General features: G+C 65.6%; 24 protein-coding genes. 21 read left to right on the top strand and 3 right to left on the bottom strand.

Annotation, left to right across the window (positions count from 1 at the left end):
- Nucleotides 1-11: 11 nt before the first annotated feature.
- The 3 genes from FQY83_RS03300 to FQY83_RS03290 all read right to left on the bottom strand — a co-directional run bounded on the left by FQY83_RS03300 (nucleotide 12) and on the right by FQY83_RS03290 (nucleotide 3,723).
- Nucleotides 12-1,126, bottom strand: a protein-coding gene (locus FQY83_RS03300) for an IS3 family transposase (RefSeq protein WP_192906658.1) whose coding sequence is annotated in 2 segments (ribosomal slippage) — nucleotides 12-874 and nucleotides 874-1,126 — 1,116 coding nt in all. Because the reading frame shifts where the segments join, the coding sequence is not laid out codon by codon here.
- Nucleotides 1,127-1,315: 189 nt separating this feature from the next.
- A complete protein-coding gene (locus tag FQY83_RS03295) occupies nucleotides 1,316-2,671 on the bottom strand; it encodes a hypothetical protein (RefSeq protein ID WP_146384965.1) in 1,356 nt (451 codons plus the stop codon).
- The gene (locus FQY83_RS03290; RefSeq protein WP_146384963.1) at nucleotides 2,668-3,723 is read right to left on the bottom strand and encodes a hypothetical protein; all 1,056 of its coding nucleotides are present in this window, start codon (nucleotides 3,721-3,723) and stop codon (nucleotides 2,668-2,670) included. Before FQY83_RS03290 ends, FQY83_RS03295 begins: the two co-directional genes overlap by 4 nt.
- A gap of 902 nt (nucleotides 3,724-4,625) precedes the next feature.
- Between FQY83_RS03290 and FQY83_RS03285 the strand changes: the two genes are divergently transcribed.
- The 21 genes from FQY83_RS03285 to FQY83_RS03185 all read left to right on the top strand — a co-directional run bounded on the left by FQY83_RS03285 (nucleotide 4,626) and on the right by FQY83_RS03185 (nucleotide 25,809).
- On the top strand, nucleotides 4,626-5,546 hold the full coding sequence (locus FQY83_RS03285; protein ID WP_028917111.1) for a cation diffusion facilitator family transporter: 921 nt from the start codon (nucleotides 4,626-4,628) through the stop codon (nucleotides 5,544-5,546).
- Nucleotides 5,547-5,661: 115 nt separating this feature from the next.
- Entirely contained in the window at nucleotides 5,662-6,078 is a 417-nt protein-coding gene (locus tag FQY83_RS03280; protein WP_146384961.1) for a CopL family metal-binding regulatory protein, read from the top strand.
- Between the two features lie 103 nt (nucleotides 6,079-6,181).
- Nucleotides 6,182-8,068 carry a copper resistance system multicopper oxidase gene (locus FQY83_RS03275; RefSeq protein WP_146384959.1) on the top strand — a complete coding sequence of 629 codons (1,887 nt, stop codon included), beginning with the start codon at nucleotides 6,182-6,184 and terminating at the stop codon, nucleotides 8,066-8,068.
- Nucleotides 8,069-8,364: 296 nt separating this feature from the next.
- Nucleotides 8,365-9,252, top strand: coding sequence for a copper resistance protein B (locus FQY83_RS03270; RefSeq protein ID WP_238333386.1), 888 nt, complete (start codon nucleotides 8,365-8,367; stop codon nucleotides 9,250-9,252).
- Between the two features lie 100 nt (nucleotides 9,253-9,352).
- The gene (locus FQY83_RS03265; protein WP_146384955.1) at nucleotides 9,353-9,871 is read left to right on the top strand and encodes a nuclear transport factor 2 family protein; all 519 of its coding nucleotides are present in this window, start codon (nucleotides 9,353-9,355) and stop codon (nucleotides 9,869-9,871) included.
- 58 nt (nucleotides 9,872-9,929) lie between these two features.
- A complete protein-coding gene (locus FQY83_RS03260; RefSeq protein ID WP_425478551.1) occupies nucleotides 9,930-10,409 on the top strand; it encodes a DUF411 domain-containing protein in 480 nt (159 codons plus the stop codon).
- 70 nt (nucleotides 10,410-10,479) lie between these two features.
- On the top strand, nucleotides 10,480-10,830 hold the full coding sequence (locus FQY83_RS03255; RefSeq protein ID WP_146384952.1) for a four-helix bundle copper-binding protein: 351 nt from the start codon (nucleotides 10,480-10,482) through the stop codon (nucleotides 10,828-10,830).
- 172 nt (nucleotides 10,831-11,002) lie between these two features.
- Nucleotides 11,003-11,386: a copper homeostasis periplasmic binding protein CopC gene (gene copC, locus FQY83_RS03250; RefSeq protein WP_146384950.1), complete on the top strand. Its 384-nt coding sequence runs from the start codon at nucleotides 11,003-11,005 to the stop codon at nucleotides 11,384-11,386.
- Nucleotides 11,387-11,396: 10 nt separating this feature from the next.
- On the top strand, nucleotides 11,397-12,326 hold the full coding sequence (gene copD, locus FQY83_RS03245; protein WP_146384948.1) for a copper homeostasis membrane protein CopD: 930 nt from the start codon (nucleotides 11,397-11,399) through the stop codon (nucleotides 12,324-12,326).
- 176 nt (nucleotides 12,327-12,502) lie between these two features.
- On the top strand, nucleotides 12,503-12,994 hold the full coding sequence (locus FQY83_RS03240; protein WP_141480889.1) for a DUF305 domain-containing protein: 492 nt from the start codon (nucleotides 12,503-12,505) through the stop codon (nucleotides 12,992-12,994).
- A gap of 374 nt (nucleotides 12,995-13,368) precedes the next feature.
- On the top strand, nucleotides 13,369-15,942 hold the full coding sequence (locus FQY83_RS03235) for a heavy metal translocating P-type ATPase (protein WP_146384946.1): 2,574 nt from the start codon (nucleotides 13,369-13,371) through the stop codon (nucleotides 15,940-15,942).
- Between the two features lie 108 nt (nucleotides 15,943-16,050).
- Nucleotides 16,051-16,530 carry a Cu(I)-responsive transcriptional regulator gene (gene cueR, locus FQY83_RS03230; RefSeq protein WP_133321319.1) on the top strand — a complete coding sequence of 160 codons (480 nt, stop codon included), beginning with the start codon at nucleotides 16,051-16,053 and terminating at the stop codon, nucleotides 16,528-16,530.
- A gap of 154 nt (nucleotides 16,531-16,684) precedes the next feature.
- A complete protein-coding gene (locus tag FQY83_RS03225) occupies nucleotides 16,685-16,885 on the top strand; it encodes a heavy-metal-associated domain-containing protein (protein ID WP_100322961.1) in 201 nt (66 codons plus the stop codon).
- 242 nt (nucleotides 16,886-17,127) lie between these two features.
- Entirely contained in the window at nucleotides 17,128-17,550 is a 423-nt protein-coding gene (locus FQY83_RS03220) for a hypothetical protein (protein ID WP_133321320.1), read from the top strand.
- A 129-nt stretch (nucleotides 17,551-17,679) separates the two neighbouring features.
- A complete protein-coding gene (locus FQY83_RS03215) occupies nucleotides 17,680-19,002 on the top strand; it encodes a TolC family protein (RefSeq protein WP_238333385.1) in 1,323 nt (440 codons plus the stop codon).
- On the top strand, nucleotides 18,999-20,492 hold the full coding sequence (locus FQY83_RS03210; protein ID WP_055765270.1) for an efflux RND transporter periplasmic adaptor subunit: 1,494 nt from the start codon (nucleotides 18,999-19,001) through the stop codon (nucleotides 20,490-20,492). Before FQY83_RS03215 ends, FQY83_RS03210 begins: the two co-directional genes overlap by 4 nt.
- Nucleotide 20,493: 1 nt before the next feature.
- Nucleotides 20,494-23,646 carry an efflux RND transporter permease subunit gene (locus tag FQY83_RS03205; RefSeq protein ID WP_146384944.1) on the top strand — a complete coding sequence of 1,051 codons (3,153 nt, stop codon included), beginning with the start codon at nucleotides 20,494-20,496 and terminating at the stop codon, nucleotides 23,644-23,646.
- Between the two features lie 172 nt (nucleotides 23,647-23,818).
- Nucleotides 23,819-24,331, top strand: a complete 513-nt coding sequence (locus FQY83_RS03200; RefSeq protein WP_200911324.1) for a MerR family transcriptional regulator — start codon at nucleotides 23,819-23,821, stop codon at nucleotides 24,329-24,331.
- Nucleotides 24,328-24,657 carry a DUF2933 domain-containing protein gene (locus FQY83_RS17875; protein ID WP_081759952.1) on the top strand — a complete coding sequence of 110 codons (330 nt, stop codon included), beginning with the start codon at nucleotides 24,328-24,330 and terminating at the stop codon, nucleotides 24,655-24,657. The genes FQY83_RS03200 and FQY83_RS17875 overlap by 4 nt, the downstream gene beginning before the upstream one ends.
- Nucleotides 24,644-25,309: a methyltransferase family protein gene (locus FQY83_RS03190; protein WP_146384942.1), complete on the top strand. Its 666-nt coding sequence runs from the start codon at nucleotides 24,644-24,646 to the stop codon at nucleotides 25,307-25,309. Before FQY83_RS17875 ends, FQY83_RS03190 begins: the two co-directional genes overlap by 14 nt.
- An 80-nt stretch (nucleotides 25,310-25,389) precedes the next feature.
- A complete protein-coding gene (locus FQY83_RS03185) occupies nucleotides 25,390-25,809 on the top strand; it encodes a hypothetical protein (RefSeq protein ID WP_024867875.1) in 420 nt (139 codons plus the stop codon).
- Nucleotides 25,810-25,881 lie beyond the last annotated feature (72 nt).

Below are 25,881 nucleotides of genomic sequence, written 5' to 3'. Positions count from 1 at the left end.
AAGCTCCCCCGTCAAGCGGACACAGCGAAAGTAGACTTTCTGGCGTTATGGGACCTGTACTCGGCCGGCGTCATGCCGCCGAGGGACGTATGGGGGCGTTGCTCGTTGTAGTCGATCAGGAACCGCCAGGTCGCTTCGCGTACGTCGTCGAGGCGGGCGAACAGGTACCGGTCCAGCACTTCCTCGCGATAGGTGCGGTTGAAGCGTTCGATGTAGGCGTTCTGGTTGGGCTTGCCCGGCTGGGTGTACTGGATGGCCATGCCGTGTCCTTTAGCCAACTGCACGAACGCCTCGCCCAAGAACTCCGGGCCATTGTCCGTTCGTAACACCTGCGGTAACGGGCGCTCTTGGGCGATGCGCTCGAAGATGCGGACCAACCGGGCCGAAGTGATGCTGGTATCGATCTCGATGTGCACGCCCTCGCGGTTGAAGTCGTCGATGAGGTTGAAGGTGCGGAACGGCCGGCCACAGGCCAGTGCATCGAGCATGAAGTCGGCCGACCACACCACGTCTGGGTGTTCGGGCACGTACAGGGGCACCCGCTCGCGCTTGGGGAGCCGTTGCTTGGCCGCACGCCGCAGATTGAGCTTCATCTGGCAGTACACCCGATAGATGCGCTTGTGGTTCCACTGCGGATGGGTCTTCTCCAGCGCCTGGCAGCACTTGTCGAAGCCCCGGCTGGGCGCCGCCTCGACCAGGCGGGCCAGCGCCGCGATGAGCTCGGCGTCGCGCACCGTCCAGTCCAGCGGCGGCGCATACCAGGCCGAGCGGGACAACCCCACGCAATCGCAAGACCGGCGCAGGGGGCGGGCATGAACCTCGACGAGGAACCGCACCGCCTCGCGCTTCTGCACCGGCCCTACAGTTTTCTTGCGATCAGGTCCTTCATCGCCGCGTTGTCCAGCGCCAGCTCCGCATACATCCGCTTGAGCTTGGCGTTCTCCGCTTCCAGGTCCTTGACCCTTCTCAGGTCCGACGCCTCCATCCCGCCGAACTTCGACTTCCACTGGTAGTACGTCGCCGTGCTGATCCCCGCCTGCCGGCAGAGATCTTTCACCGGAATCCCGGCATCACCCTGCTTGAGGATCGAGACGATCTGCGCCTCGCTGAACTTCGACTTCTTCATGGAACCTCCTGGCTGAAAAGATGCCAGAAAGTTCTACTTGTCGGGTGTCCGGGATCAGGGGGAGCTTACCAGCTTACGAACTGACCCGTCTCTTTCCAACCGACAAGAATCCCAGCCTTAAGCGATCTGCTCCAACTCCGATTCATATGGCGATCGCTCCTACCTGCTAGCCATCGACTGGCCAAGCCCTCATCGATGACTGCCGTCGACGAGATAGCCCACCGCACGTCGATTGCCCTTGAATCCGCCCGAGTGGGCCTTGCCCAGTGAGCTGTAGACGAATAGCCACCGCGGGATGGCATTAGGGAAGGTGACATTGATGAATTCGACGGACAACTCAACCTTTCTTTCCAAGCGCGCACCCTCCGTCGCCACATCATCGGCTGCCCCGTTGCTCATGACGTAGGCCGAGGAACAGCGACTCTTGTAGGCATCACTGAGGTGATAGCTCAACGCATCATTGGCGTCGGTGAATGCCACCATTTGGATTTTTTCTTCAGTTCGGCCAGCCGCCCCAATGCGCGCGGCCTCTGGATACGGTCCCAGCAGCGGCCGGTAGCACCGGTCGGTCGTGCCGATCAGGTGCTCCAATGATGTCCCCTCCGCCGGCGGCTCTAGGTACGCAAGCTCCAGCAAGGGCAACTGGTTTGCGAGCATGTAGACGCTACGCACCGACCCGGCGAGGCGTCCGGCAAGCATGGCGTCGATCCCGGCCGTGGCATCAGCCTGGTTTCGCGAGGCCCGTTGCGGGGGCAGCATTTCAAGATGCGGCCCCCCTTGGCAGTCACCGCCCCCAACGGAACACACCACATCGAACACGATCCGGCTGCCAAGGCTGTCGCTGATGATCGCCACCTGCACTTCCCCCATGAAGGCGAGCGCTTTTGCCTGCAATGTCTGGACTTCCATGCTGGCGAGCGATGCGTCAGCCTGCTGATGGACATGCAAGCGGATCGAGCCCTCTATGCCGTCCCAAACCACGCGCCGAATGTAGGCACCCATCGGGCCTTGGTAGATCAAGGGATCGGAGAAGCTGCGATTGACGAAACGCTTGGCTGCCCGGTTGATCGGCGCGCGGTGCCGCTCGTTCTCGTTCTCCTCCAGAAACTTATCGTTGAGTTCCAACATGCCCTGCTTGATGATCCGGCCGGTTTCGCCCCAGGTCACGCAGGAGAAGTACAGGTCGTTTCCCTCCCCCTTCGGATCGGAGTACCTGCGCACCGAATAGGTGCCGGCAACCGTACCGCCGATGGTGACGTTCCCGGGATCCGATGCGCCGTAGCCCATGTCGTGGCGATAGCCCAAGCGATCCGCGATGGCGAGTTGCAGCTTGATGTTCTGCGAGCTTTTGCCGCAGTCGTTTGGGCCCGAGTGGTCACCCATGCCGTGTATTTGCATGACATGCAGTGGCCCGGTGGCAAGATGATCCCGAATGCCGTTGAATGCCATTGGCTCGCCGTCGGGCCCGCTGTCGACGCGCTTGTAGAGGTTGATGCACCCGGTCAGGCACAGCATCGCTATCACGACTAAAGCATGGCGGATCATGACCGGCCTCCCGTCGTCGCCACGACGAATCCGCCCGGCCCCGCCTCACGCGCGCCCTCGTCGATACAGAACACCGTGCCCTGCAGGTAGTCGCGCACAACATTCCAGTCAGCGCGCTGTGCGATGTAGGCCAGCAGGGTAGCGCTGACGTTGACCGGATCCTGCGCTGTGGTGAACGTACGCGCCTGCCAGGCAGTGCGGCGATCGACGGCCTGATGCAGGTCGGGACGTTGGTGGGTATAGGAATGGAACTCCAGCACCGATCCGGTCGGGCATCGGTCGCTCGCCTCGAACGCACGATCCGCGTGCGCGGCCGAGTACGAATCCTGCACCATGTGCAGCAACGATCCGGCCGCCATCGATCGGATGTGGCTGGCGGACTTGAGGCGGTATCTCGGGGCGAACAGATAGTTGACCGTCCAGCCGCCTTGGTTCCGGAAATACGGCTGCAAGTCCGAGGGCGGCACGCGATCCATCTTAGTTTCCAGATCCACGCGCCCCGTGGCCACGGCGTAGGCAAACTCGGCCCACAGCAGGATGCTTTGCTGCGTGTCGCGTGCCGGCTCACCGTTGCGCGAGGCCATCGCGTGCAGGAACTGCAGGTCGCCGTAGTGACTGCGATAGGCCATGTAATAGGTGCCATCGATCGCGGCCGGCTTGCCCTTCCAGTTATGGTTGGTCGTCGCGATCCTGCGGGCATCGCGCATCCACGCCCAGAACTTCCCCTGCCGTACGGCGAACAGCAACTGGTTGGGATCGTCGTTCCACCACACGCCCCGCACCAGCGAGTCGTATTTGTTGCCGCGGGCCTCCTGGTCCCGGGTGTTGCGATCGGTGCAAACCAGCGGTGCCTGCACGGGGCCTGGGTGGGCGAGTTGGCAAGCCCGAGCGAGTTGCGTGATCTCCTCGTGCACGGCATCGAAGGCGCGGCCAAAGGGAGTGTTGGAGTTCTGCGTGTATTTTTCGTGCAACGGATTGATCTCGTGCGCGGCTGTATTGCCGAGCAGCAGCAAACCTCCGGCCAAGACTGCGACCCTGACGTTAGGCAACATGGGTGGTGTCCTCTATAGGCTGTTGATGGGGAACTGCCCAAACCAGTCGCCGCGCGGCGACGTCCTGCACATCCACGACACGAACCGGGCACGTGCACCGGCGCCTGCCTGCCATGGCTGCAGGCCATCGGTCGGGTGCATGCGTCCCGCGCCTGCAGCGCACTGACCAAGGGCTGGCGTCCCCCGCTGCGGGCGTGGGCTTGTGACAATCCCAACGGGCAACGCGCCGGCGAGCGGCCGCGGCGCTGGCAAATGGAGCAGCGGGGAGTTCGCGACGAGCGCCGGCAGGGGCCGGCATGGCAGGCGTGCACGGCCTGGATACGGTGGGCGCGGGCGCACCGCCGCTTCACCACGCGTCTACGCTTGTCACGGGGTCTCGCGGGAGAACCGTGGGTCGGAAAGGGGTCTTAACCCTCCACTCCTTAGGGTAAGACGGGCTCACGCGCGGGCAATCTCAGAATGTCCCGGCAACGGATTGACCGGTTTCAGAAGTTGCGAACGAAATGGACGGCGGCCAAGTTCTCAGAAACTCGGAATGTCAACTCTGGGTCGAAAACGACCCTTCCCTACCCCTGATAAACATCCCTAACCCCCTGCCCTATCGATGTTCGCTTCCGGCCAAAGCGGCCTACGATCACGGCGCCGGTATCGTTTACTCGGCGCCCCAACGGCTAGCTGTTGCTGAGCGATTTCAGGTCAGCGACGAACTGCTCGGGATGCGGTGGGGTGTGGTAGACCATGACCAACGGGGGCATCCTCCGCCGCGCGAGGAAATCGCCCGGCGCGCGCCGCAATGACAACGTGTACGTACGGGCCACGTGGAGATTCCGGGCGACCCTGGTGATCGTGAGGCGACAGGCTTCGGCTGGCCGGACCCGCGCGCACAGCAGACAATGGTCGCCATGAAACCCCGCGACAGACCGGCCGAAGCCACGCCGGACCTGAGGAAATACGCCTGGCTGGCCATCGTGACCGCGGTGCTGACGGTGCTGCTCAAGGGCAGCGCCTGGGCGATCACCGGCTCGGTGGGCCTGCTGTCGGACGCCGCCGAATCGATGGTCAACCTGGTGGCCGCCATCGTCGCCCTGGTCTCGCTGACCATCGCCGCCCGGCCGGCCGACGACGACCACCACTTCGGCCACAGCAAGGCGGAGTATTTCTCCGCCGCGCTGGAAGGGATCATGATCTTCGTCGCCGCGGCCTCGATCATCTACCTGGGCATCGATCGCCTGCTCAACCCCCGGCCGCTGGGATCGCTCGGCATCGGCCTCGCCGTTTCGATCATGGCCGCCGTCCTCAACGGCATCGTCGGGCGGATCCTGATCAAGGTCGGCACGCGCCACCGCTCCATCACCCTGCGCGCCGACGGCAAGCACCTGATGGCCGACGTGTACACCTCGGTCGGGGTCGTGGTGGGCCTGGGGTTGGCGTGGCTGACAGGCTGGAACTGGCTGGATCCGGTGATCGCGATCCTGGTGGGCGTGAACATCCTGGTTGTCGGCTACCGGCTGATGTCCGAATCCGCCTCCGGCCTGATGGACGCGACCCTGTCCCCCGAGGACAACGCCCGGATCCAGGCCATCCTGGACGCGCACGCCGAACCGGGCCGGATCGAATTCCACGCCGTGCGCACGCGCGAGTCCGGGGCCCGCCAGTTCATGGAGATGCACATGCTGGTGCCCGGCGACTGGACGGTGCTGCGCGGGCATGACGCCATGGAAGACCTGGTGGAGAAGATCGTGGCGGAGTTTCCCGCCATGCGCGTGACCGGGCACCTGGAACCGGTCTCCGATCCCCGCAGCTACGAAGACATGGCCCTGTAGCCGAAAAGCGGGAGGCGACGTTGGGTCAGGCAGGCGACGAAGACCCGCGGCTCGATCCCCCGTGCGTTGTCACTGTATTCATCCGGAGTTTATATCCGCACGTATACTAAGGCGCATGCCTTTCCGCGCGCTCCTGATGCGGTTGTTCCTGGTCGTTGCCTTGCTCGCCAACGGTCCGGGCATCGCTGGCGCGTCCATGCACATGGAGCACGTGCGCGACTCCGCCGGTGACGTCACCTCGGCACCGACAGCAGCCGAGGCCATGGCGGCCTGCCATGGAGGAGCAGCGGCTGCTACGGGGGCCAATGAACACCATCACCCCCAGGCCACTGACGAGGCCGGAGCGGTATCGCCGTGGGACGACTGCTGTGAGACGGACAGTTGCTGTGCGTGCATGCACCATTGCTTCGCGGCCTTCGCAGGGTCGGCGTCTCCCGTCGTGGAAGTTCTTTACCGGCAGATCGCCGAACCGTTTCTGTCGGTGCACGCGTCCGCGGCCCTGACCAATCTCTTCCGACCTCCGATCGGCTAAGTGTCGCTGAGCGCCTTTGAGGCGCCGATGGACCCTGTCCGCGTTGTCCGCACCGACAGGGTCACGCTCGCTTCGCGAGCCCTCGACCTTTCCCGGAGTTCCCATGTCATCCGATTCTTTCGGCCGTGCCGGAGGGCTGTCTGCCCCGTCGCGCCGCCTCTTTGTTCAAGGACTTGCCGCCGGAGGCGCCGCCGCGGCGCTTGGCCTCTGGCCGCGCACCAGCTGGGCCGTCAAGGCTGAAGGCGTGCCCAACGTACTTTCTGGCACCGAGTTCGACCTGACCATCGGCGAGACGCCGATGAACTTCACCGGCGCCACGCGCCCCGCGATCACAGTCAACGGATCGATTCCGGCGCCCCTGCTGCGCTGGCGCGAGGGCACCACCGTCAACCTGCGGGTCCGCAATGCCTTGCCCCCCGGCTCCATCCATGGCGACCAGGCGTCGATCCATTGGCACGGCATCCTGCTGCCGGCCGACATGGACGGCGTGCCCGGGCTGAGCTTCAACGGCATCGACCGCGGCGAGACCTACCAGTACCGCTTCAACGTCGTACAGGGCGGCACCTACTGGTACCACAGCCACTCCGGTTTCCAGGAGCAGGCCGGCCTCTACGGGCCGCTGGTGATCGAGCCACTCGAGCCCGAGCCCTTCGCCTATGACCGCGATTACGTGGTCATGCTCAGCGACTGGACCGACCTGGATCCGCAGCGTCTGTTCGCCCGGCTCAAGAAGCGGTCGGATTTCGACAACTTCTCCAAGCAGACCGTGGGCGACTTCTTCGCCGACGTGAAACAGCACGGCCTGGCCGCCACGGTCGAAGATCGCAAGATGTGGGGCCAGATGCGGATGACACCGACCGACCTGTCGGACGTCAACGGCAACACCTACACCTACCTGTTGAACGGCACGACCTCGCTCGGCAACTGGACCGGACTGTTCCGGTCCGGCGAGAAGGTACGCCTGCGCTTCATCAACGGGTCCGCGATGACCTACTTCGACGTGCGCATCCCGGGCCTGAAGATGACCGTGGTCGCAGCCGATGGCCAGTACGTGCATCCGGTCACGGTCGACGAATTCCGCATCGCCACCGCCGAGACCTTCGACGTCATTGTCGAACCGACCGGGCAGGATGCGTTCACCATCTTTGCCCAGGACAGTGGCCGTACCGGCTACATCAGCGGCACGCTCGCCGTCAGGCAAGGGCTGCGGGCTCCCGTGCCCAACGTCGATCCCAAGCCGATTCTCACCATGGACGACATGGGCCACGGCGGAATGGGTGGCGGCGGCCATGACATGTCTTCGATGTCTCACAGCGCAATGGCCGGTGGTGCAACCGGCGGCATGGATCACAGCGGTCACGACATGTCGGCGATGGCTGGAGGCGCAATGGCCGGCGGAAGCATGGCCGGCATGGATCATGGCACCGGCGGGAGCATGGCCGGGATGGACCACGGTGCCGGCGGCATGCAGGAACACCCTGCCACCGAAACCGGCAACCCCCTGGTCGACATGCAGACGATGGCGCCCGCGCCCAGGCTGGATGACCCGGGCATCGGCTTACGCGACAACGGCCGCCGCGTGCTGACCTACTCCGACCTGCGCAGCACGTTCAGCGACCCGGACGGGCGTGAGCCCGGTCGCACGGTCGAGCTGCACCTGACCGGGCACATGGAGCGTTTCGCCTGGTCGTTCAACGGAGTGAAGTTCGCTGATGCCGAACCGCTGCGCCTGAACTACGGCGAGCGCATGCGGATCGTGCTGGTCAACGACACGATGATGTCGCACCCGATCCACCTCCACGGCCTGTGGAGTGACCTCGAGGACGAATCGGGCAACTTCATGGTGCGCAAGCACACCATCGACATGCCGCCCGGTACCCGACGCAGCTACCGGGTGCGCGCCGATGCCCTTGGCCGCTGGGCCTACCACTGTCACCTGCTTTACCACATGGAAGCCGGCATGTTCCGCGAAGTGCGGGTGGAGGAATGAACGCCATGAGCCGTTCCAATCGTCACTCCCTAGCCATCGGCCTGACGTCCGTACTCGTTCTTGCAACTGGTTGCGCCCCGGCGTGGGCGCAGGAGACGGACCACGCCGCACACCATCCGGCAGCCAAGCCGGCTGCGTCACCATCGTCGCCAAGGCCCGCGGATCCGCACGCCGGCCATCTACCGACTTCACCGGACAAGAGTTCTGACGATCACGGGACGATGAACCACGGGAACATGCGGCACGGAGCTGCGAATCCTGCCGACAGCGAACACACCGGGATGGACCACTCCACGATGGACCACTCCACGATGGATCACTCCGGGATGGATCACTCCGGGATGGATCACTCCGGGATGGATCACTCCGGAATGAATCACTCCGGCATGGATCACTCGGGCATGGATCACGCTTCCATGGGCCATCAACCTGGTGTCAGCGAGGACCTGCCGCCGACGGCCGAGCCGCGCGAGCCAATCCCGGTTGTCACGCCGACAGATCGGGCTGCGGCGTTCCCGGACCTCGACGAGCACCTGATGCATGGTGAATCGATCAATTCCTACTGGGCGCTTGACCGGCTAGAGGCGTGGGACGCGGACGAGGACGGCACCGGCATGGCCTGGGAAGCACAAGGCTGGGTGGGTTCCGACTTGAACCGGCTCTGGCTGCGCAGCGAGGGCGAGCGTGCAGGTGGATCCACCGAGTCGGCGGATGTGGAAGTGCTGTACGGCCGAGCGATCGCCCGATGGTGGGACGCAGTCGCCGGTGTCCGCCATGACTTCGCCTTCGGCGGCGGGCCGTCGCGCACCTATGCCGCGCTCGGTGTGATCGGTCTTGCGCCGTACAAATTCGAAGTCTCCGCGACGGCCTACCTAGGCGAGTCCGGTCAGCTCGGGGTAGGTGCGGAAGCCGAATACGAAATGCTGTTCACCAACCGGCTGATCGGCCAGTGGCTGGTCGAAGGCGAGGCCTGGAGCAAGGACGATCCGGCGGTGGGAATCGGCAGTGGGCTGAGCAAGGTCGAAGCCGGTTTCCGCTTGCGCTACGAGTTCCATCGACAGTTCGCGCCCTATGTCGGCGTGGTCTGGGAGCGTGCCTACGGTGGAACCGCGGACCTCCGCCGCGCTCGGTCCGGGGATATCGACGACACCCGGGTCGTGGCCGGCGTCCGGATCTGGTTCTGACCAGAACCAGGATGCTGGAACCTCGCCACCCGAAGCACGCCTGATTTTGTAGACGCCCTCGCGGCCTCACAGACCACCACTGATTTCCCGGAGTCCACGTATGAACGCAGTAGCAACCACCCTCACGCTGGCGCTGGCGCTGGCACTGGCCGTCGTATCCCCCGCAATGGCGCAGGCGACACAGTCGCATGCACAGCATCACCCCGCGGCTGCGGCATCCGCGGACGTCGACGTTCCAGCCGCTGCGGAAGCCGCCGTCGCTGTGGCGGAACGGTTCAACGCTTCCCTGGCCAACGGCGATCTCACCACGGTCGAAGCGCTGCTCGCAGCCGACGTCCTCATCCTGGAGTCCGGCGGTGCCGAGCGCAGCCGGGAGGAGTACATGGGTCACCACGCCGCCAGCGATGCAGCATTCCTCAAGGGTGCCCATCGCCAGCTGCTGCGTCAGCGCGCACGAGCCGCCGGCGAGTTTGCATGGGTGGGAACCGAAAGCGAGCTGCACGCTCAGAAGGACGGGAAGCCCCTGACCGTCCAGAGCACCGAGACAATGGTGCTGAAGCAGATCGCGGACGGCTGGCGGATCGTCCACATCCACTGGTCCTCGCGGACCCAACGCTGAGCAGGGACCCGCGATGACAGTTTGCAAACTCAATCGCCTGACGTGGGTGGCTCTTGCCATGGGCGGCCTGGTCGGCTGTACCCAGCCCGCGCTTCCCGCCCAGTCAGCCGTCGCGCCCGCTGCGCAGGTCATCCAGGCGACGCCAGACGCAACCCCGGTCGCCCTGCCACGCATGGCCGTCCACAAGACTCCGAGCTGTGGCTGCTGCAGTGTCTGGATCGAGCACATGAAGGATGCGGGCTTCGAGGTGGATGTGCACGACATGGTCGACATGGGCCCGGTCAAGGAGCGGCTCGGCGTGCCCTATACCAAAGGCTCATGCCACACAGCCGAGGTCGGCGGATACCTGATCGAAGGCCACATTCCGGCTGCGGACATCAAGCGTCTTCTCGAGGAAAGACCGGACGCGCGCGGCCTGGTCCTGCCGGGAATGCCGCTGGGCTCTCCTGGCATGGAAGTCCCCGAAGGGCAGCAGCAGCCTTACACAGTCGAGCTGGTCCGGCGCGACGGAACCACGGAACCGTTCGCGCAGCACTGATCGATCAGAGCCAAAGGGGGCGGTGTTGCGGGCGCGCCGATTCTCGCCCGCGAGGAAGAAGGAGAACCACGTGACTCACCATTCCGCAGCCCACCGGTCCCAGGCCATGAACGAATGCATTGACAACTGCACGCAATGCCATGCGATCTGCCTGGAAACCATCAACCATTGCCTGACCAAAGGAGGTGCCCACGCGGCGCCGCAACACATTGCACTACTGGCGACGTGCGCCGATATCTGTGCAACCAGTGCCGATGCAATGCTGCGAGGCGCAAGCGTTCACAACGTGGTGTGCGGTGCCTGCGCGGAGATCTGCCGCCAGTGCGCCGATGCATGCGATGCCATGAACGACCCTGAGATGGCGCGCTGCGCCGAAGTTTGTCGCCGATGCGCGGAAAGCTGCAGCGCCATGGCGGCTTGATACGTCGAGGATCCCGCCTGAGCCGGCGGGATCCTCATCTCGCGAAGGCACGAATACCGAAAGCGACCACTCCTGGCTTCGCTGACATCCCGACATCCGACCGCATCGAATCCAACACGATACGGTCCCATGAGTGGGGCTTTCCATCACATTCTCAATGAGGATCATCCCTATGAAATCGTCAAACGTCATCCGCTCGTTCGCGCTCGTCATCGCACTGGCAGCAGGACAGTTTTCGCTGCAGGTCGCGCACGCCCACGCCGCGCTGCAGCAGTCAACACCGGCCGCAGATGCGGTGGTGGCTTCGCCAAGCCAGATCGATCTCGTCTTCAACGAAACGCTGATTCCGCGAGCGTCGCGGCTCAAGCTGGTCATGAAGCACGGCAGCTCCACCATGCCGATCGAGAATTTCACGACCGAGATCGTCAACAACGGCAAGACCCTGCGTGCCAAGTTGCCCCAGCCGCTGGCTCCAGGCGTCTATACGGTGGAATACCGCGCCGTCGGTGGTGACAATCACCCCATGCCGGGCAGCTTCAGCTTCACGGTGCGCTGAGGAGTCGCGAATGTTCGACCTGTCGGCTTACGCACTGAGATTCCTGGAGTACCTGGTTCTCATGCTTCTTTTCGGCGTCCCACTGTTCGGTTGGTACGGTTTGCGTCGACCGGCACTCGCCCACGCCCTGGCCGGGTGGCCATTCATGGGCGTTCTGTTGGTGAGTGCCGCCGTCGGTCTCGTGCTCACCGGGGCCGATGTCGTCTTCAAGACCGCGGGCATCATGGGAATGCCGATTGCCGACGTTGATCGCGAATCGCTCGGCTGGTATCTGTTTGATACGTCCGCAGGCCGCGCAGCCATGGCGAGAGGCGCGCTGCTGATCGCCATGGTGTTTGTACTCGGATGGCATCGTCGTCGCGGGAAGGTGGAGGCCGCCTTCCCGTTCGCGGCGACGCTGGCGGGCGGCGCCCTCGCCTCGCTGGCATGGAACGGCCACGCCGCCGCTGGCGAGGGCGTGGCAGGCGCGGTCCGGCTCTCTGCAGGCCTCGTCCATCTTCTCGCTGCAGGCGGCTGGATCGCAGCGGTCCTGATGTTCCTGGGAATGCTCCTGCGCGGCAACGACGCTGCGGGCAACGGGCGTCTGCGATCAACGCATGACTTCCTGCGTGGATTCTCGACGCTTGGAACGATTTTCGTTGCTGCGCTCATTGTGTCCGGCATCGCGCATTACGGTGATCTCACCGCGTGGTCATTGTCGACGCTGGTCCAGAGCACCTACGGAAACCTGTTGCTGTTCAAACTTGCCCTGTTCGGCGGAATGCTGGGCCTGGGAGCAATGCACCGATGGACGCTGGTGCCGCGCCTTGAACGGGCGCTGGCCGGCGGAGATCCCTCGCAGGAGGTGCGAGCCTTGCGGCAGAGCGTTGCGGCCGAGGCTGCGCTGGCGATCCTGATCCTCATTGTCGTTTCAGTGCTCGGGACGCTCAGCCCCGCTTGACCATACCTTTCAACGACACACACGCTGGCAGGCCTAACTGGTGCCGCCTGTACGTCTCCGACGCACCCGAGAACCAGGTGCGACCGCACACGTTGCCGTAACTGTCGCGGTGCAACGCTTTCCAGGATGGTTGACGTCGGGTGGGACACTGTTCCGGAAACACTAGGAGAAGCAACATGGCACACGCTGTTCAAGGGACAGATCACAAGCACGCCGAGGGCAGCGGGCGTCCCTATCTGCTGTTCTGGATCAACATGGTGCTCGGTCTCGCGGTGATGTACATCGTCATGTTCTCGATGATCGATGGTGTCCGCGACTTCCGGAACAACCTGAACATGTTTTACATGGCACTAACCATGTGGGCTCCGATGGGGATCTTCATGCTCGCCACAATGCCTGGCATGTTCCCCAAGAAGGGCCTGAACATGGCGCTTTACGCAATCTTCGCCGCAGTGACACTCGGCTCGTTCGGCGCCACGCGCGCGCAGGTGCTTGTAGATGACCGTCAGTTCATCGACTCGATGATCCCCCATCACTCAGGTGCGATCCTCATGTGCCGGGAAGCCAGACTGCGTGACGCCGAACTGCTCGCGCTGTGTGACGACATCACCAAAGCGCAGCGCTCCGAGATCGACCAGATGGAGAGCATCAGATCCCGTCTCGACTAGGCCGAGGATCTGCCTCCATCTGCTGCCCGGTGTCCGAGAAAAATGCCGCCCGGCCTCGCTCCAGAACTCGCCAAACTCCGGCGCCGAGACCGGCAGCCGCATGATGGCACTCGACAATGTGCCGCCGGCGCTGTCCAACTTCGAAACGCGCGGTCCATGACGTTGATCACCGGAGCCGGTTTCGGTCGACCGATCGTCTTACAGACAGCGGTCCAGAGGCCATCGAGCTGATTCAACAGCCGCAATCGCCATCCGCACGATGGCAGTGCATGAGCTGGCTGCGCGGTAGCGACCTGCCGAGCTGCCGGGCCTTGACCTTGCCATCGTGGGAATCTTTAAGCTGGGCTTCCCGCGCATGTTCCAGGGATAGTTCCATGACTTTCGTCGCCACCCGACCGGTCGCCAATCCACCCAGCTCCGCCGTCTCCCGCCTGAGCCTGCCAGTCGAGGGCATGACCTGTGCCTCCTGCGTTGGCCGCGTCGAGCGGGCGCTGAACGCGGTCCCCGGAGTGCAGGCGGCCGCGGTCAATCTCGCCACCGAACGTGCCGACCTCACCTTCTTTGGCCTGGCCGATCCGCGGGCTGCGGTTCGCGCCATCGAGAGTGCCGGCTACACGGTGCGCGAAGAGACCACCGAGCTCGCGATCGAGGACATGACCTGCGCGTCGTGCGTGGGCCGGGTCGAAAAGGCGCTCGCACAGATCCCGGGCGTGCTCGAAGCCAACGTCAACCTGGCGACCGAGCGCGCGCGGGTGCGCCACCTTGCCGGGGTCGTTTCCACGGCGGACCTTGAAGCGGCGGTCGAACAGGCGGGTTACAAGTCCCGCCGCTTGTCCGTCGATACGGCAAGTGCAGGCGATCATGACGCCGAGCGTCGTGAGAGCGAGGCACGGGGGCTGCGGCGGGCTTTGACCATTGCCGCCGTCCTCACCTTGCCAGTCTTCATCCTCGAGATGGGGTCCCACCTGATTCCCGCCATGCATCATTGGGTGATGGGGGTCCTGGGTCAGCAGACGAACTGGTATATCCAGTTCGCGCTCGCCACCCTCGTGCTGTTTGGTCCGGGGCTACGCTTCTTCCGCAAGGGCGTACCAGCGTTGCTGCGCGCTGCCCCCGACATGAATTCACTGGTCGCGGTTGGCACGGCGGCCGCGTACGGCTATTCAGTCGTCGCGACCTTCGTCCCCGACGTGCTGCCCCCGGGCACCGCCAACGTCTATTTCGAGGCCGCCGTGGTCATCGTGACCCTGATCCTGCTCGGGCGCTCGCTGGAGGCGCGCGCCAAGGGGCGAACCTCACAGGCGATCAAGCGCTTGGTCGGACTCCAGGCCAAGACCGCGCGCGTCGAGCGCAACGGCGATACGGTCGAAATTCCGCTCGATCAGGTGGCGACCGGTGACGTCGTGCTGGTTCGTCCGGGCGAGAAGATTCCGGTGGACGGCGAGGTCGTCGAGGGCGCCTCCTATGTCGACGAGAGCATGATCACCGGCGAGCCGGTCCCCGTATCGAAGGGGGTGGGCGCCGATGTCGTCGGAGGCACGATCAACAAGACCGGCGCTTTCAGTTTCCGCGTGACGAGGATCGGCGCGAACACGGTGCTCGCGCAGATCATCCGCCTGGTCGAGGAAGCGCAGGGTTCCAAGCTGCCGATCCAGGCGCTGGTCGACAAGGTCACCATGTGGTTCGTCCCGGCAGTGATGGCCGGGGCCGCGCTGACCTTCCTTGTTTGGCTGGCCTTCGGACCGGAGCCCGCGCTGTCCTTCGCGCTCGTCAATGCGGTCGCGGTGCTCATCATCGCCTGTCCCTGTGCCATGGGGCTGGCCACGCCGACCTCGATCATGGTCGGGACGGGCCGCGCGGCCGAGCTCGGCGTTCTCTTCCGCAAGGGCGAGGCCTTGCAGGCGCTGCGCGATGTGAGTGTCATCGCGCTCGACAAGACCGGCACGCTGACCAAGGGGCGCCCGGAGCTGACCGACCTGGTGCCTGCCGAAGGCTTCGAATACAACGAAGTCCTGGCGTTTGTCGCCGCGGTCGAGACCCGCTCCGAGCACCCGATCGCAGAAGCGATCGTCGACGCCTCCAAGCAGCGGGACATCACGCTCGCACCCGTCGGGGGCTTCGAGGCCACGCCGGGTTTCGGCGTGTCGGCCAAGGTCGCCGGTCGCACCGTCGCCGTCGGCGCGGACCGATTCATGACGCAGATCGGTATCGATGTGTCGGACTTCCTGCCTGTCGCCGAGCGTCTCGGCGACCAAGGCAAGAGTCCGCTCTATGCCGCGATCGACGGCCGGCTGGCGGCGGTGATCGCGGTGGCCGACCCGATCAGGGAGACCACGCCCGAGGCGATCAAGGCGTTGCATGCGCTGGGACTCAAGGTCGCGATGATCACCGGCGACAATGCCGCGACGGCCGCGGCGATCGCCAGGCAGCTCGGCATCGATGAAGTCGCGGCCGAGGTCTTGCCCGACGGCAAGGTCGCGGCGCTGAAGAAGTTCCGGACCAATGGCGCGCGGGTCGCCTTCGTGGGCGACGGCATCAACGACGCGCCGGCGCTGGCCGAAGCGGACGTCGGGCTCGCCATCGGCACGGGAACCGATGTGGCGATCGAGGCCGCCGACGTGGTGCTGATGTCGGGCGACCTGCGCGGCGTGACGAATGCCATCGCGCTCAGCCGAGCGACGATCCGCAACATCAAGCAGAACCTGTTCTGGGCTTTTGCCTATAACGCCCTGCTGATCCCGGTCGCGGCGGGTGCGCTTTACCCGGTGAACGGCATGTTGCTTTCGCCGATCTTCGCTGCGGCCGCGATGGCCCTCTCCAGTGTCTTCGTGCTCGGCAACGCGCTGCGGCTCAAGCGCTTCCAGGCTCCCATAACGATCGAAACCCGTACGGGGATGCCCCAGAGCGGGGCGGCATTGCCCAATCCGCGCCAGGCAATCGAACATTGATCCCAAGACACGGTGCCGCCTGACTGAACACCAAGACAGGATCGATGTGGCGGACGCCGGCCTAGCGTGTCGAACCAAGCATCCTTGGGTGACCAGGAAAAGAGAATGATGAATATCGGTGAAGCAGCCAAGTTTTCAGGCGTGTCGGCGAAGATGATCCGCTACTACGAACAGATCGGCTTGATCCCCAAAGCTGCGCGCTCTGAGGCCGGCTACCGACACTACAGCACGCCTGACGCTTATAGCCTTCGCTTTATCCGTCGCGCACGAGACCTTGGCTTCTCTGTCGAACAGATCGCAGAACTGCTGGTCTTGTGGCGCGACCGTGACCGCGCAAGCGCCGACGTCAAGGCGATGGCGCTTTCCCATGCCGCCGGACTGAAGACGAGAATCGCCGAGCTGCAGGCGATGGTGCAAACGCTCGAGCATCTGGCCGACCACTGCCACGGGGATGACCGACCGGAATGCCCGATCCTTGCGGATCTGGCCGAGCCAACAGCGGCGGAGTCGCGTTCGCAGGGTCCACATAGGACGCCTCGGTTTGGGGCCGACACGCCCGCCTCCTCGCGTAACCGCGGCGTCAGATGACTCATTCGTGGTCGGACGTGCATTCGCAAGAGTTCTCGGCGCCGTTGTCGTCCAGCCGTGAGCAGCTTGCAAACATTCTGCTGATAGCCGATTGACCTTGCCACGCTGTCAAACCCCATATTGATCCGACACCACAGTCGATCAGGAGATCAAGATGCTTCGTTTCCACATTCCAAACATGACATGCGGCGGCTGCGCCAAGTCCGTCAAGAAGGCACTGCTCAGTGTGGACCCCCAAGCCCGCATCGAAACCGACCCACCGACGCGTCAGGTGAGGGTCGATAGCGACATGGACGGGGGCGCGTTCCTCTCAGCGCTCAGTGAGGCTGGGTACCCGGACGAGCGATCAGCCTGAAGCTGGTTCCGGCCGCCGCCGGCGCGCGCTACTCGCGCTCGGGGATCCCGCTGAGCCCGATGGTTGCGGCGCTCGCCATGAGACTGAGCTAGGTGTCGGTTGTGGCCCGCGCGCTTCGCCTGGCCGGGTCGGCTCCGGTTTCGGCGACACCGAAAGCGGCCATACCGGTCCAGTCACCCGATCTGCCCGGGGGATTGATCTGGATCAGTTGCATCTGACCGAGCAAAAGGTAACCTCAAGCCATGATCCGCCGTCGTCACCGTAGCTGGTTCCAGCGCACCGCCCTCCTCGCGATGGCGGCATTGCTCTGGTCTCAGCTCGCGCTGGCCAGCCATGGCGGCTGCCTGGATCTTCCGGGCACACCCGCCGCCGCAGTCGCGGCCGGCGCGGATACCCCCCACGACCACGGCCACGGCTGCGACGCGGAGCTTCCCTCGGCGGACAGGGCGGTGTGTGCCGCGCACTGCAGCGAGGGGGGTATTTCGGCCGACAGTGGGCGCATCCCACCGGTCCCGCCGCTGTTTGTCGGAGCGTGGGTCTCCTGGTTCGTCGTGGCCGAGGTCGCCGATGCCGGCCCAGGGGTCACGCCCAGCTGGGTGGAATCGCCCCCCAGGGCCGCCTGGCACCGGCCCACCGCCCATCCCGCGGCTCTCCTGCTGATCTGATGCCCGAACGCTGACCCGCCCGCACAACTGTGCGGCGCGGTCCTGTGCGTTCGCGCCGTGGCTGCGTCACGGCATGTGTTCCTGCCCTCGTCCGAGCGACCTGCGTCGCGTCGGCCCAAGGACACTGATATGGCATCCCTGTTCGACCGATTGCAGGCCAGGCGCCTGCACCCTCGCCCGCTATTCCGCCGTCGGCCACCGCTCCGGCACCTGCCTGCCTGCGTGCTCGCCGGCGCCTTGTGGGCACTGGCGCTGTCCGCGACCGCCACCGAACCCATCCCGGGGCACAGCCTCGAGTCCATCCGCTCTTGGGTTCTCGAACACAACCCCGAGCTGCGGGCCATGGACTTCGAGGCACAGGCTGCCGAAGCGCGTATCCAGCCGGCAGGCGCCCTGCCTGACCCGATGGCCTCCGTCGGATTCCGCGGCCTTGATCCGAACAAGCCCTGGCGTAGCGCCGGTGCCGAGCGCGAGGTCAACTACGCGCTGCGCCAGCGCCTCCCGCTTTGGGGCAAGCGTGGTCTGGCGCGGACCGCGGCCAGCCAGGACGCGGTCGCGGTCGGGCTTGACCGCATCACCGCGGCGCGCGACCTGCTGGCAGAGGCTGAAGCGGCGTACGTGCGCTACTGGCATGCCGATCAGGCCGTGGCCGTGCTCGACCGCCGCATCGCCCTGCTCCGGCAGGTCGAGGAAATAGCCGGCGTGCGCTACGCCCTGGGTCGCGCGGCGCAGCAGGATGCCATCCGCGCCCAGGTCGAGCAGACCAGCCTACAGCGCGAGCGGATCGAACGCCTCGCGACCAAGCAGGAGGCGGCCGCCACCTTGAACGCGGTGCTGGGGCGCCGGTCCGATGCACCGCTGGCGACTCCCGGCGAGGCGCCGCGCCTCGCCGTCCACAGCGCCTCGCTTGCCGAGGCACTGGATGACGCCGATGCGCATCCCGCGGTGCGCTCGCAGCAGGCCCGCGCCGAGGCGGCGCGCACGAACGTGGTGCTGCAGCGTCGCAACCGCTTTCCGGACATCACCGTGGGCGTGGGTGCGATGCAGCTCGGCAACGGCCTCGAAAGCACCGAGCTGATGCTCGAGGTCGAGATCCCGTTCCAGCAGCGCGCCCGCCGCGAACGAGAGCGCGAGTCGCGCCTGCTCGAAGACGCGGCGCTGGCCCGCCGGGACGCCACGCTGCGGGCCGTCGAGGAACGCGGCGCTTCCGCCTGGTCGCAGTGGACCAGCGCACGCGAGCGCCGCGCGCTGGTCGAGAACACGCTGATGCCGCAGGCCGACGCCACCTGGCAGTCCGCACTGGCCAGCTACCAGGTCGGCGAAGTCGACTTCGGGACGCTGCTGGAAGCACTCAATGAATGGCAGGGCGCCGACCTCGCACGGGTCGATGCACTGCGTGACGAACTGTTGGGCGCCGCCGCCGTGCGCGCCATCGAAGGAGAGATCCGATGACCCGTGTCCAGACCCTGTCGCTCGCCATCGGCGTCGCACTCGCCGCACTCGCCGTCGGCTGGATGGCGGGCCGCGCCACGAACGATTCGCCCACCGCAGCCACGTCCGCCGAGGCAGCGGCCGCGGAACGCAAGGTGCTCTATTACCGCAATCCGATGGGCCTGGCGGACACGTCGCCGGTGCCGAAGAAGGATTCGATGGGCATGGACTACGTCCCGGTCTATGCCGACGACGCCCCGCCGGCGGCACCGGGTACGGTGGTGCTGCCCCCGGACAAGGTGCAGGCGCTGGGCGTGCGCACCGAGGCGGTCAAGCGAGGAGCCATGTCCGCCACCGTGCGCACCAGCGGCACGGTCGAGGTCGACGAGACCCGGCAGTACGCGATCGCGCCCCGCTTTGAAGGCTGGGTGGAGCGGCTGTACGCGAACCAGACCGGCATGCGCGTCCGCGCCGGGCAGCCGCTGCTCTCCGTCTACAGCCCACAGTTGGCGGCGGCGCAGCAGGAATACCGGCTGGCCGACGAGACCGCCCGCAGGTTGGCCGGGTCCGATCCCGCGAGCGCGGCATCGATGACCCGCCTGCGCGATGCCGCACGCACCCGCCTGCGCAACTGGGAAATCAGCGACGCGCAACTCGGCAAGACGGGGCTGGTGCTCACCGCGCCCGCGGACGGGGTCGTGATCGAGAAGCCGGTGGTCCAGGGCGCACGCTTCGAGCCCGGCGAAACCATCCTGCGCCTGGCGGACCTGTCGACGGTGTGGGTGATCGCGAAGGTCCCGGCGGCGCAGGCCGCGGGCATCCAGCCCGGCCAGCCCGCACGCTTTGAAACCGTGGCCCTGCCGGGCCAGGTGGCCGAGGGCGCGGTCACCTTCGTGCAGCCCGTCATCGATGCGATGACGCGCACCGTGGATGTGCGCATCGCCCTGCCCAACCCCGACGGCGACCTCCGGCCGGGGCTCTACGGGACGGTGGTGCTGGAGGAGCCGGGTGCTGGACCGGTCCTGACCGTTCCGCGCTCGGCCGTGCTCGACAGCGGCACGCGCCAGGTGGTGCTGGTCGAGACCGGCCCCGGCCGGTTCGCACCGCGCGACGTCACCCTGGGTCGCCGTGGCGGCGATCGCATCGAAGTGCTCGACGGGATCGCCGAAGGCGAACAGGTCGTGGTCTCCGCCAACTTCCTGATCGACGCCGAAAGCAACCTGCAGTCGGCACTCCAGGGGCTTGAGGGTCATGCAGGACACGGCGCGCCTTCGGGCACCACTGAGGATCCACACGCCGGGCACGGTGAGGATGCCGTCGATCCGCACGCAGGTCATGTTGACGAGGTCGCTGATCCCCACGCAGGCCATGCCATACCGGCGACATCGGGAGATCCACCGGCTGCCGCCAGCGATCCTGGCGCGTCCGACGGCCATGACAGCCATGGCGACCATGGAACGATGAACGACCACGGCACACCTGCTCCCGCCACCAGCCACGAGGGGCACTGACATGCTTGGCCGTCTCGTTGAATGGTCGGTGCGCAACGTCTTCCTGGTGCTGCTGATGGCGCTGGCGATTGTCGCCGGTGGCATCTACGCACTGATGAACACGCCGCTGGACGCACAACCGGATCTGTCGGACGTGCAGGTGATCGTGTTCACGGAGTACCCGGGGCAGGCGCCCCAGGTGGTCGAGGACCAGGTCACCTATCCGCTGACCAGCGCCCTGCTCGCGACGCCGAAGTCGAAGGACGTCCGCGGCTTCTCGTTCTTCGGCGCCTCCTTCATCTACGTCATCTTCGAAGAAGGCACGGACCTGTACTGGGCGCGCTCGCGCGTGCTCGAGAACCTCAACGTCGCATCGAAAAACCTGCCGGCTGGCGTGGCACCGGCACTGGGACCCGACGCGTCCGGCGTGGGCTGGGTCTACCAGTACGTGCTGCAGAGCGACCGCCACTCGCTGGACGAGCTGCGCGCGATGCAGGACTGGTACCTGCGTTACCAGCTCACCACCGCGCCCGGCGTGGCCGAGGTCGCCAGCGTCGGCGGCTTCGTGCGCCAGTACTCGATCACCGTCGATCCGGTCCGGCTGCGCGAGTTCGACATCCCGATTTCACGCGTGTCCGAGGTGATCGCCGAGAGCAACCGCGACGTCGGCGGCCGCGTGATCGAGATGGCCGAGACCGAGTACATGGTGCGGGGCCGCGGCTACCTGCGCGGTATCGAGGATATCGAGAGCCTGGTTCTGCGCGCCGAAGGGGGCGCACCGGTGCTGATCGGCGACGTCGCCCGGGTCGAACTGGTACCCGATGAGCGCCGTGGCATCGCCGACCTGGACGGCGAAGGCGACGTTGTGGGCGGGATCGTCATTGCGCGCTTCGGCGAAAACGCCCTGGCCGTGATCGGCGGGGTGAAGGACAAGATCGCGGAACTTGCGCGAGGCCTGCCCGAAGGCGTCAGCGTCCAGGCGGTCTACGACCGCTCCGACCTCATCGTGCGTGCGATCAAGACGCTGCGCACGACGCTGCTCGAGGAGAGCCTGATCGTCGCGCTGGTGTGCCTGGTGTTCCTGTTCCATGCGCGCAGCGCGCTGGTGGCGATCGTCATGCTGCCCGTGGGCGTGCTGATCGCGGTGATCGCGATGCGCATGCTGGGCATGAACTCGAACATCATGAGCCTGGGCGGCATCGCGATCTCGATCGGCGTGATGGTCGACGCGGCGATCGTGATGATTGAGAACGCGCACAAGCACATCGAGCGCGACGATGGCTCCCGCAGCCGGACCCAGCTGATCATCGACGCCTGCCGCGAGGTCGGGCCGGCGCTGTTCTTCAGCCTGATGATCATCACCGTCTCGTTCCTGCCCGTGTTCGCCCTGGAGGCTCAGGAAGGTCGCCTGTTCAAGCCGCTGGCATTCACCAAGACCTTCGCGATGGCCGGTGGCGCGCTGTTGTCGATCACGCTGGTACCGGTACTCATGCTGCTGTTCGTGCGCGGCAAGATCGTGCCCGAGCACAAGAATCCGGTGAACCGGTTCCTGGTTGCGGCCTATCGGCCGGTGATCAACGTCGTTCTGCGGCACCGCATGGCCACAGTCATGTTCGCGCTGGTCGCCCTGTTTGCCAGCCTGTGGCCTGCATCGCGCCTGGGCAGCGAGTTCATGCCCACGCTCAACGAAGGCACGCTGTTGTACATGCCCGCGTCGCTTCCCGGCATGTCGGTGACCAAGGCATCGGAGCTGCTGCAGCAGCAGGACCGGATCATCAAGGGCTTCCCGGAAGTGGAGTCGGTGTTCGGCAAGGCGGGTCGCGCCCTGACCGCCACCGACCCGGCGCCGCTGGAGATGTTCGAGACCGTCATCAACCTCAAGCCCGAGGACGAATGGCGGGACGGCATGACCACCGACAAGCTCATCGCCGAGATGGACGCGGCGCTGAAGTTCCCGGGCGTCGCCAACTCCTGGACGATGCCGATCAAGGCGCGCACCGACATGCTGGCCACCGGCATCCGCACGCCCGTGGGCATCAAACTCTTCGGCACGGACCTTGAGCAACTCGACGCGCTGGCCACCGAGATCGAAGCCGTGGTGCGCGAAGTGCCGGGCACGACCAGCGCGTTCGCCGAACGCCTGACCGGCGCCTACTACCTCGACATCACCCCCGACCTTGGCAGCCTGGCCCAGTACGGCGTCACCCTGGGCGAGGTGCAGGACGTGGTGGCCGCCGCGCTGGGCGGCGAGATCGTCACCACCATCCTCCAGGGCCGCGAACGCTTCAGTGCGATCGTGCGCTATCCCCGCGAACTCCGCGACGATCCGCACCGGATCGGCAGCCAGGTCCTTGTGCCGGTCCCCGGCGGCGCCCAGGTGCCGCTCGGCGAACTGGCGCAGATCGAGGTCAGGAAGGGGGCGCCGAGCATCCGCACCGAGAACGCGATGCTGGCGGCTTACATCTACGTCGATACCCGCGAGAGCGATCTCGGCCGCTACGTGAAGGCTGCGCAGGAAGCGGTCACCGAGCAGGTGCAGTTCCCGCCTGGCTACTACGTGACCTGGAGTGGACAGTACGAATACATGCAACGTGCCGCGGAGAAGATGCGTGTCGTCGTTCCGGTGACGCTGGCGCTGATTTTCCTGCTGCTGTACCTCAACTTCCGCCGTGTCACCGAGTCGCTGATCGTGATGCTGTCGGTGCCCTTCGCACTGGTCGGTGGCATCTGGCTGATGTGGATGCTCGACTACAACACCAGCGTCGCGGTGATCGTGGGCTTCATCGCGCTGGCCGGCGTCGCCGCGGAAACCGGCGTGGTGATGCTGATCTACCTCGACCACGCACTTGAAGCGCGTGCCACGCAGAGGCAGGCCGAAGGCCGGGCGTTGGATGCACGGGACCTGCGCGAGGCCATCATCGAAGGCGCGGTCGACCGCGTACGCCCGAAGATGATGACCGTGGTCGCGATCATGGCGGGCCTGCTGCCGATCATGTGGAGCAGCGGCACCGGCTCCGAGGTCATGCGCCGCATCGCCGCGCCGATGGTGGGCGGAATGGTGTCGTCCACGGTGCTGACCCTGGTCGTGATCCCGGCGCTGTACTCGTTGATCAAGCAGCGGCAGCTGGCCAGGAAGGCGCCGGCATCCGCCGCGCTGACTGTTGAAGTGCCGTGATGTGGCGCACGTTCAACGCAAGTAAGAACGGATTGTCCGCGCACGTGCGGACGAGAACATCCGTCCGTTCGCGGCGAGGTCACGCGTTACTGGCTCCGTCCGCCCCAGGGCGGCTTGACCTGCGTGCGAGACACAGGTCTAGCCTGATCAACACCTTGCCGGGAGTACGCCAATGACGGCCAAAGACGAAGTCGCGCCGCCGCTGATGACGGTCCGCCAGCTGGCCCGACAGGGCGACGTCACGGTGCATGTGGTGCGCAACTATCTGCGGCGCGGCCTGCTGCAGGCGGCGAGGCACACCGAGAGCGGCTACCAGCTGTTCTCGGCTTCGGAGCTCCAGCGCCTGCGCTTCATTCGCACCGCCCAACAGCTCGGCTTCACGCTGGCGGAGATCGAGGAAATCGTCCGCCACAGTGTTCTGCGAAGGAGTCCCTGCCCGCTGGTGCGCGACATCATCCGACGCAGACTCGAAGACACCCGCCAGCAACTGGACAACCTGCTGGCCATGCACGGGCGGATGGAGCATGCCGTCCACGCCTGGACTTCGCTGCCGGACTCCATCCCGACTGGCGACGATGTCTGCGCATTGATCGAATCCGTTGCCGCCGCTGAAGGCGGCGGATTCGTCAGGTCCACCCCGGGGCGACTCCTTGGACGCCGCCCCACTCAGGAGAACTTGCCATGACTGTTCCTGGTCCTGCCACCTCAGGGTCCCGACGTTGGGTCTTCTGGATCTTCCTGGCGCTGGCCCTGTTCTATCTCGGCGTCGAGCACCGCGCCCACCTTGCGGGGACGCTCCGCTGGCTGCCGCTGGCCATCTTGCTGCTGTGTCCCTTGATGCATGTGTTCATGCACAAAGGGCATGGCGGTCATGGAGGCGACGGAAGTCATGGGCGCGACGGCAATGCCGACGACCCACCCCATGGCCACCATCAGAGCCGTCGGAACCGGGCATGGAACGACGAAACGTCCGACACCTCGAACGAAGGACACCGACATGCACGCACCTGACTCCGGCTACGGTCTTTGGCTCCTCGCCGCCATCAACGCCGCGTTCTTCATCTTCTTCGCCTGGAGCTTCTACAAACCGCTGACCCGTTGGGACTGGCGTGGGTTCGGTATGTTCTCCGCCTTCGTCGTGGCCCTGTTCGCGGAAATGTATGGCTTCCCGCTGACGCTGTACGTCTTGGGCGGGTGGCTCAGCGCCAACTATCCGCAGGTCAACTGGCTCAGCCACGACGCCGGCCATCTGCTGGAGATGTGGTTCGGCTGGCGCGCCAATCCGCATTTCGGTCCATTCCACCTGGCGAGTTTCATCCTGATCGGCGGCGGGTTCTGGCTCCTGTCGGCAGCCTGGCCCGTGCTGTATCGGGCACAGCGTGAGGGTCGGCTTGCCCGGGAGGGCGTGTATGCACGCATGCGTCACCCGCAGTACGTCGCCTTCGTACTCGTACTGACTGGTTTCCTCCTGCAGTGGCCCACGCTGCTCACGCTCGCCAGCTATCCGGTGCTGGTGTGGGCCTATGCCCGCCTCGCGCGTCGTGAGGAGAGAGGTTGCCTGAGCCGCTTCGGCGAGGACTACGTGAGCTACATGCAGGAGGTGCCGGCCTTCATACCGCGACGCCGGCGCGGTCCTGTCCGATCGGCGGGGGAAGTCCGATGAAGGCCGACCGTCGTGTTCCATCCCTTTGTGCTCTCGCAGCCTCGCTGTTTCGCCTCACATCCATTCAAGGAGTCCACACAATGAACAACGTCACACATGCCGCCTGTTTTGCTGGCCCACGCACCAATCCCAATCGCTGGTTCGCCGCGCTGGCGCTGGCGGGCGCCTTTGCCTTCTCCTTCGCACTGCCGGGGGCTGCTTCCGCGAGCGAAGGCGGGTTCCGCCACAACGTGTTGATGCGCGGCCAGGTTCTGGAGACGCAGGACGACACACTGGTGGTCTGCGTCGGCAAGGCCGACGGAGCCCAGGTCGACCAGGTGCTGGATGTGATCCGGCACAAGCGCCGTAACCGCGGTCCCCGGGATATCGGGCCGCGCTTTCGCCGGGAAGCCGTCGGTCAGGTGCGCATCACCGGGCTGTTCGACGACCACTACGCAGAGGCTGAAGTGATCTCCGGAAAGCCCAAGGTCAATGACATCGTCGAGCTGATTCGACCGTGAGCAAGCCACGCGTCCGGCGCGATCTGCGTCGGACGTGTGCCCGCTGTCCGCCATCACTTCCTGCCAGAACCG

Origin of the sequence: Luteimonas marina (assembly GCF_007859325.1) — a bacterium.
Taxonomy (GTDB): domain Bacteria; phylum Pseudomonadota; class Gammaproteobacteria; order Xanthomonadales; family Xanthomonadaceae; genus Luteimonas; species Luteimonas marina.
This window is presented reverse-complemented; position numbering and strand designations above follow the sequence as displayed.

Coding starts and splice junctions, on each gene's coding strand:
- FQY83_RS03295 (WP_146384965.1), bottom strand. CDS start 2,671: ATGATCCGCCATGCTTTAGTCGTGATAGCGATGCTGTGCCTGACCGGG.
- FQY83_RS03290 (WP_146384963.1), bottom strand. CDS start 3,723: ATGTTGCCTAACGTCAGGGTCGCAGTCTTGGCCGGAGGTTTGCTGCTG.
- FQY83_RS03285 (WP_028917111.1), top strand. CDS start 4,626: ATGAAACCCCGCGACAGACCGGCCGAAGCCACGCCGGACCTGAGGAAA.
- FQY83_RS03280 (WP_146384961.1), top strand. CDS start 5,662: ATGCCTTTCCGCGCGCTCCTGATGCGGTTGTTCCTGGTCGTTGCCTTG.
- FQY83_RS03275 (WP_146384959.1), top strand. CDS start 6,182: ATGTCATCCGATTCTTTCGGCCGTGCCGGAGGGCTGTCTGCCCCGTCG.
- FQY83_RS03270 (WP_238333386.1), top strand. CDS start 8,365: ATGGACCACTCCACGATGGATCACTCCGGGATGGATCACTCCGGGATG.
- FQY83_RS03265 (WP_146384955.1), top strand. CDS start 9,353: ATGAACGCAGTAGCAACCACCCTCACGCTGGCGCTGGCGCTGGCACTG.
- FQY83_RS03260 (WP_425478551.1), top strand. CDS start 9,930: ATGGGCGGCCTGGTCGGCTGTACCCAGCCCGCGCTTCCCGCCCAGTCA.
- copC (WP_146384950.1), top strand. CDS start 11,003: ATGAAATCGTCAAACGTCATCCGCTCGTTCGCGCTCGTCATCGCACTG.
- copD (WP_146384948.1), top strand. CDS start 11,397: ATGTTCGACCTGTCGGCTTACGCACTGAGATTCCTGGAGTACCTGGTT.
- FQY83_RS03240 (WP_141480889.1), top strand. CDS start 12,503: ATGGCACACGCTGTTCAAGGGACAGATCACAAGCACGCCGAGGGCAGC.
- FQY83_RS03235 (WP_146384946.1), top strand. CDS start 13,369: ATGACTTTCGTCGCCACCCGACCGGTCGCCAATCCACCCAGCTCCGCC.
- cueR (WP_133321319.1), top strand. CDS start 16,051: ATGAATATCGGTGAAGCAGCCAAGTTTTCAGGCGTGTCGGCGAAGATG.
- FQY83_RS03225 (WP_100322961.1), top strand. CDS start 16,685: ATGCTTCGTTTCCACATTCCAAACATGACATGCGGCGGCTGCGCCAAG.
- FQY83_RS03220 (WP_133321320.1), top strand. CDS start 17,128: ATGATCCGCCGTCGTCACCGTAGCTGGTTCCAGCGCACCGCCCTCCTC.
- FQY83_RS03215 (WP_238333385.1), top strand. CDS start 17,680: ATGGCATCCCTGTTCGACCGATTGCAGGCCAGGCGCCTGCACCCTCGC.
- FQY83_RS03210 (WP_055765270.1), top strand. CDS start 18,999: ATGACCCGTGTCCAGACCCTGTCGCTCGCCATCGGCGTCGCACTCGCC.
- FQY83_RS03205 (WP_146384944.1), top strand. CDS start 20,494: ATGCTTGGCCGTCTCGTTGAATGGTCGGTGCGCAACGTCTTCCTGGTG.
- FQY83_RS03200 (WP_200911324.1), top strand. CDS start 23,819: ATGACGGCCAAAGACGAAGTCGCGCCGCCGCTGATGACGGTCCGCCAG.
- FQY83_RS17875 (WP_081759952.1), top strand. CDS start 24,328: ATGACTGTTCCTGGTCCTGCCACCTCAGGGTCCCGACGTTGGGTCTTC.
- FQY83_RS03190 (WP_146384942.1), top strand. CDS start 24,644: ATGCACGCACCTGACTCCGGCTACGGTCTTTGGCTCCTCGCCGCCATC.
- FQY83_RS03185 (WP_024867875.1), top strand. CDS start 25,390: ATGAACAACGTCACACATGCCGCCTGTTTTGCTGGCCCACGCACCAAT.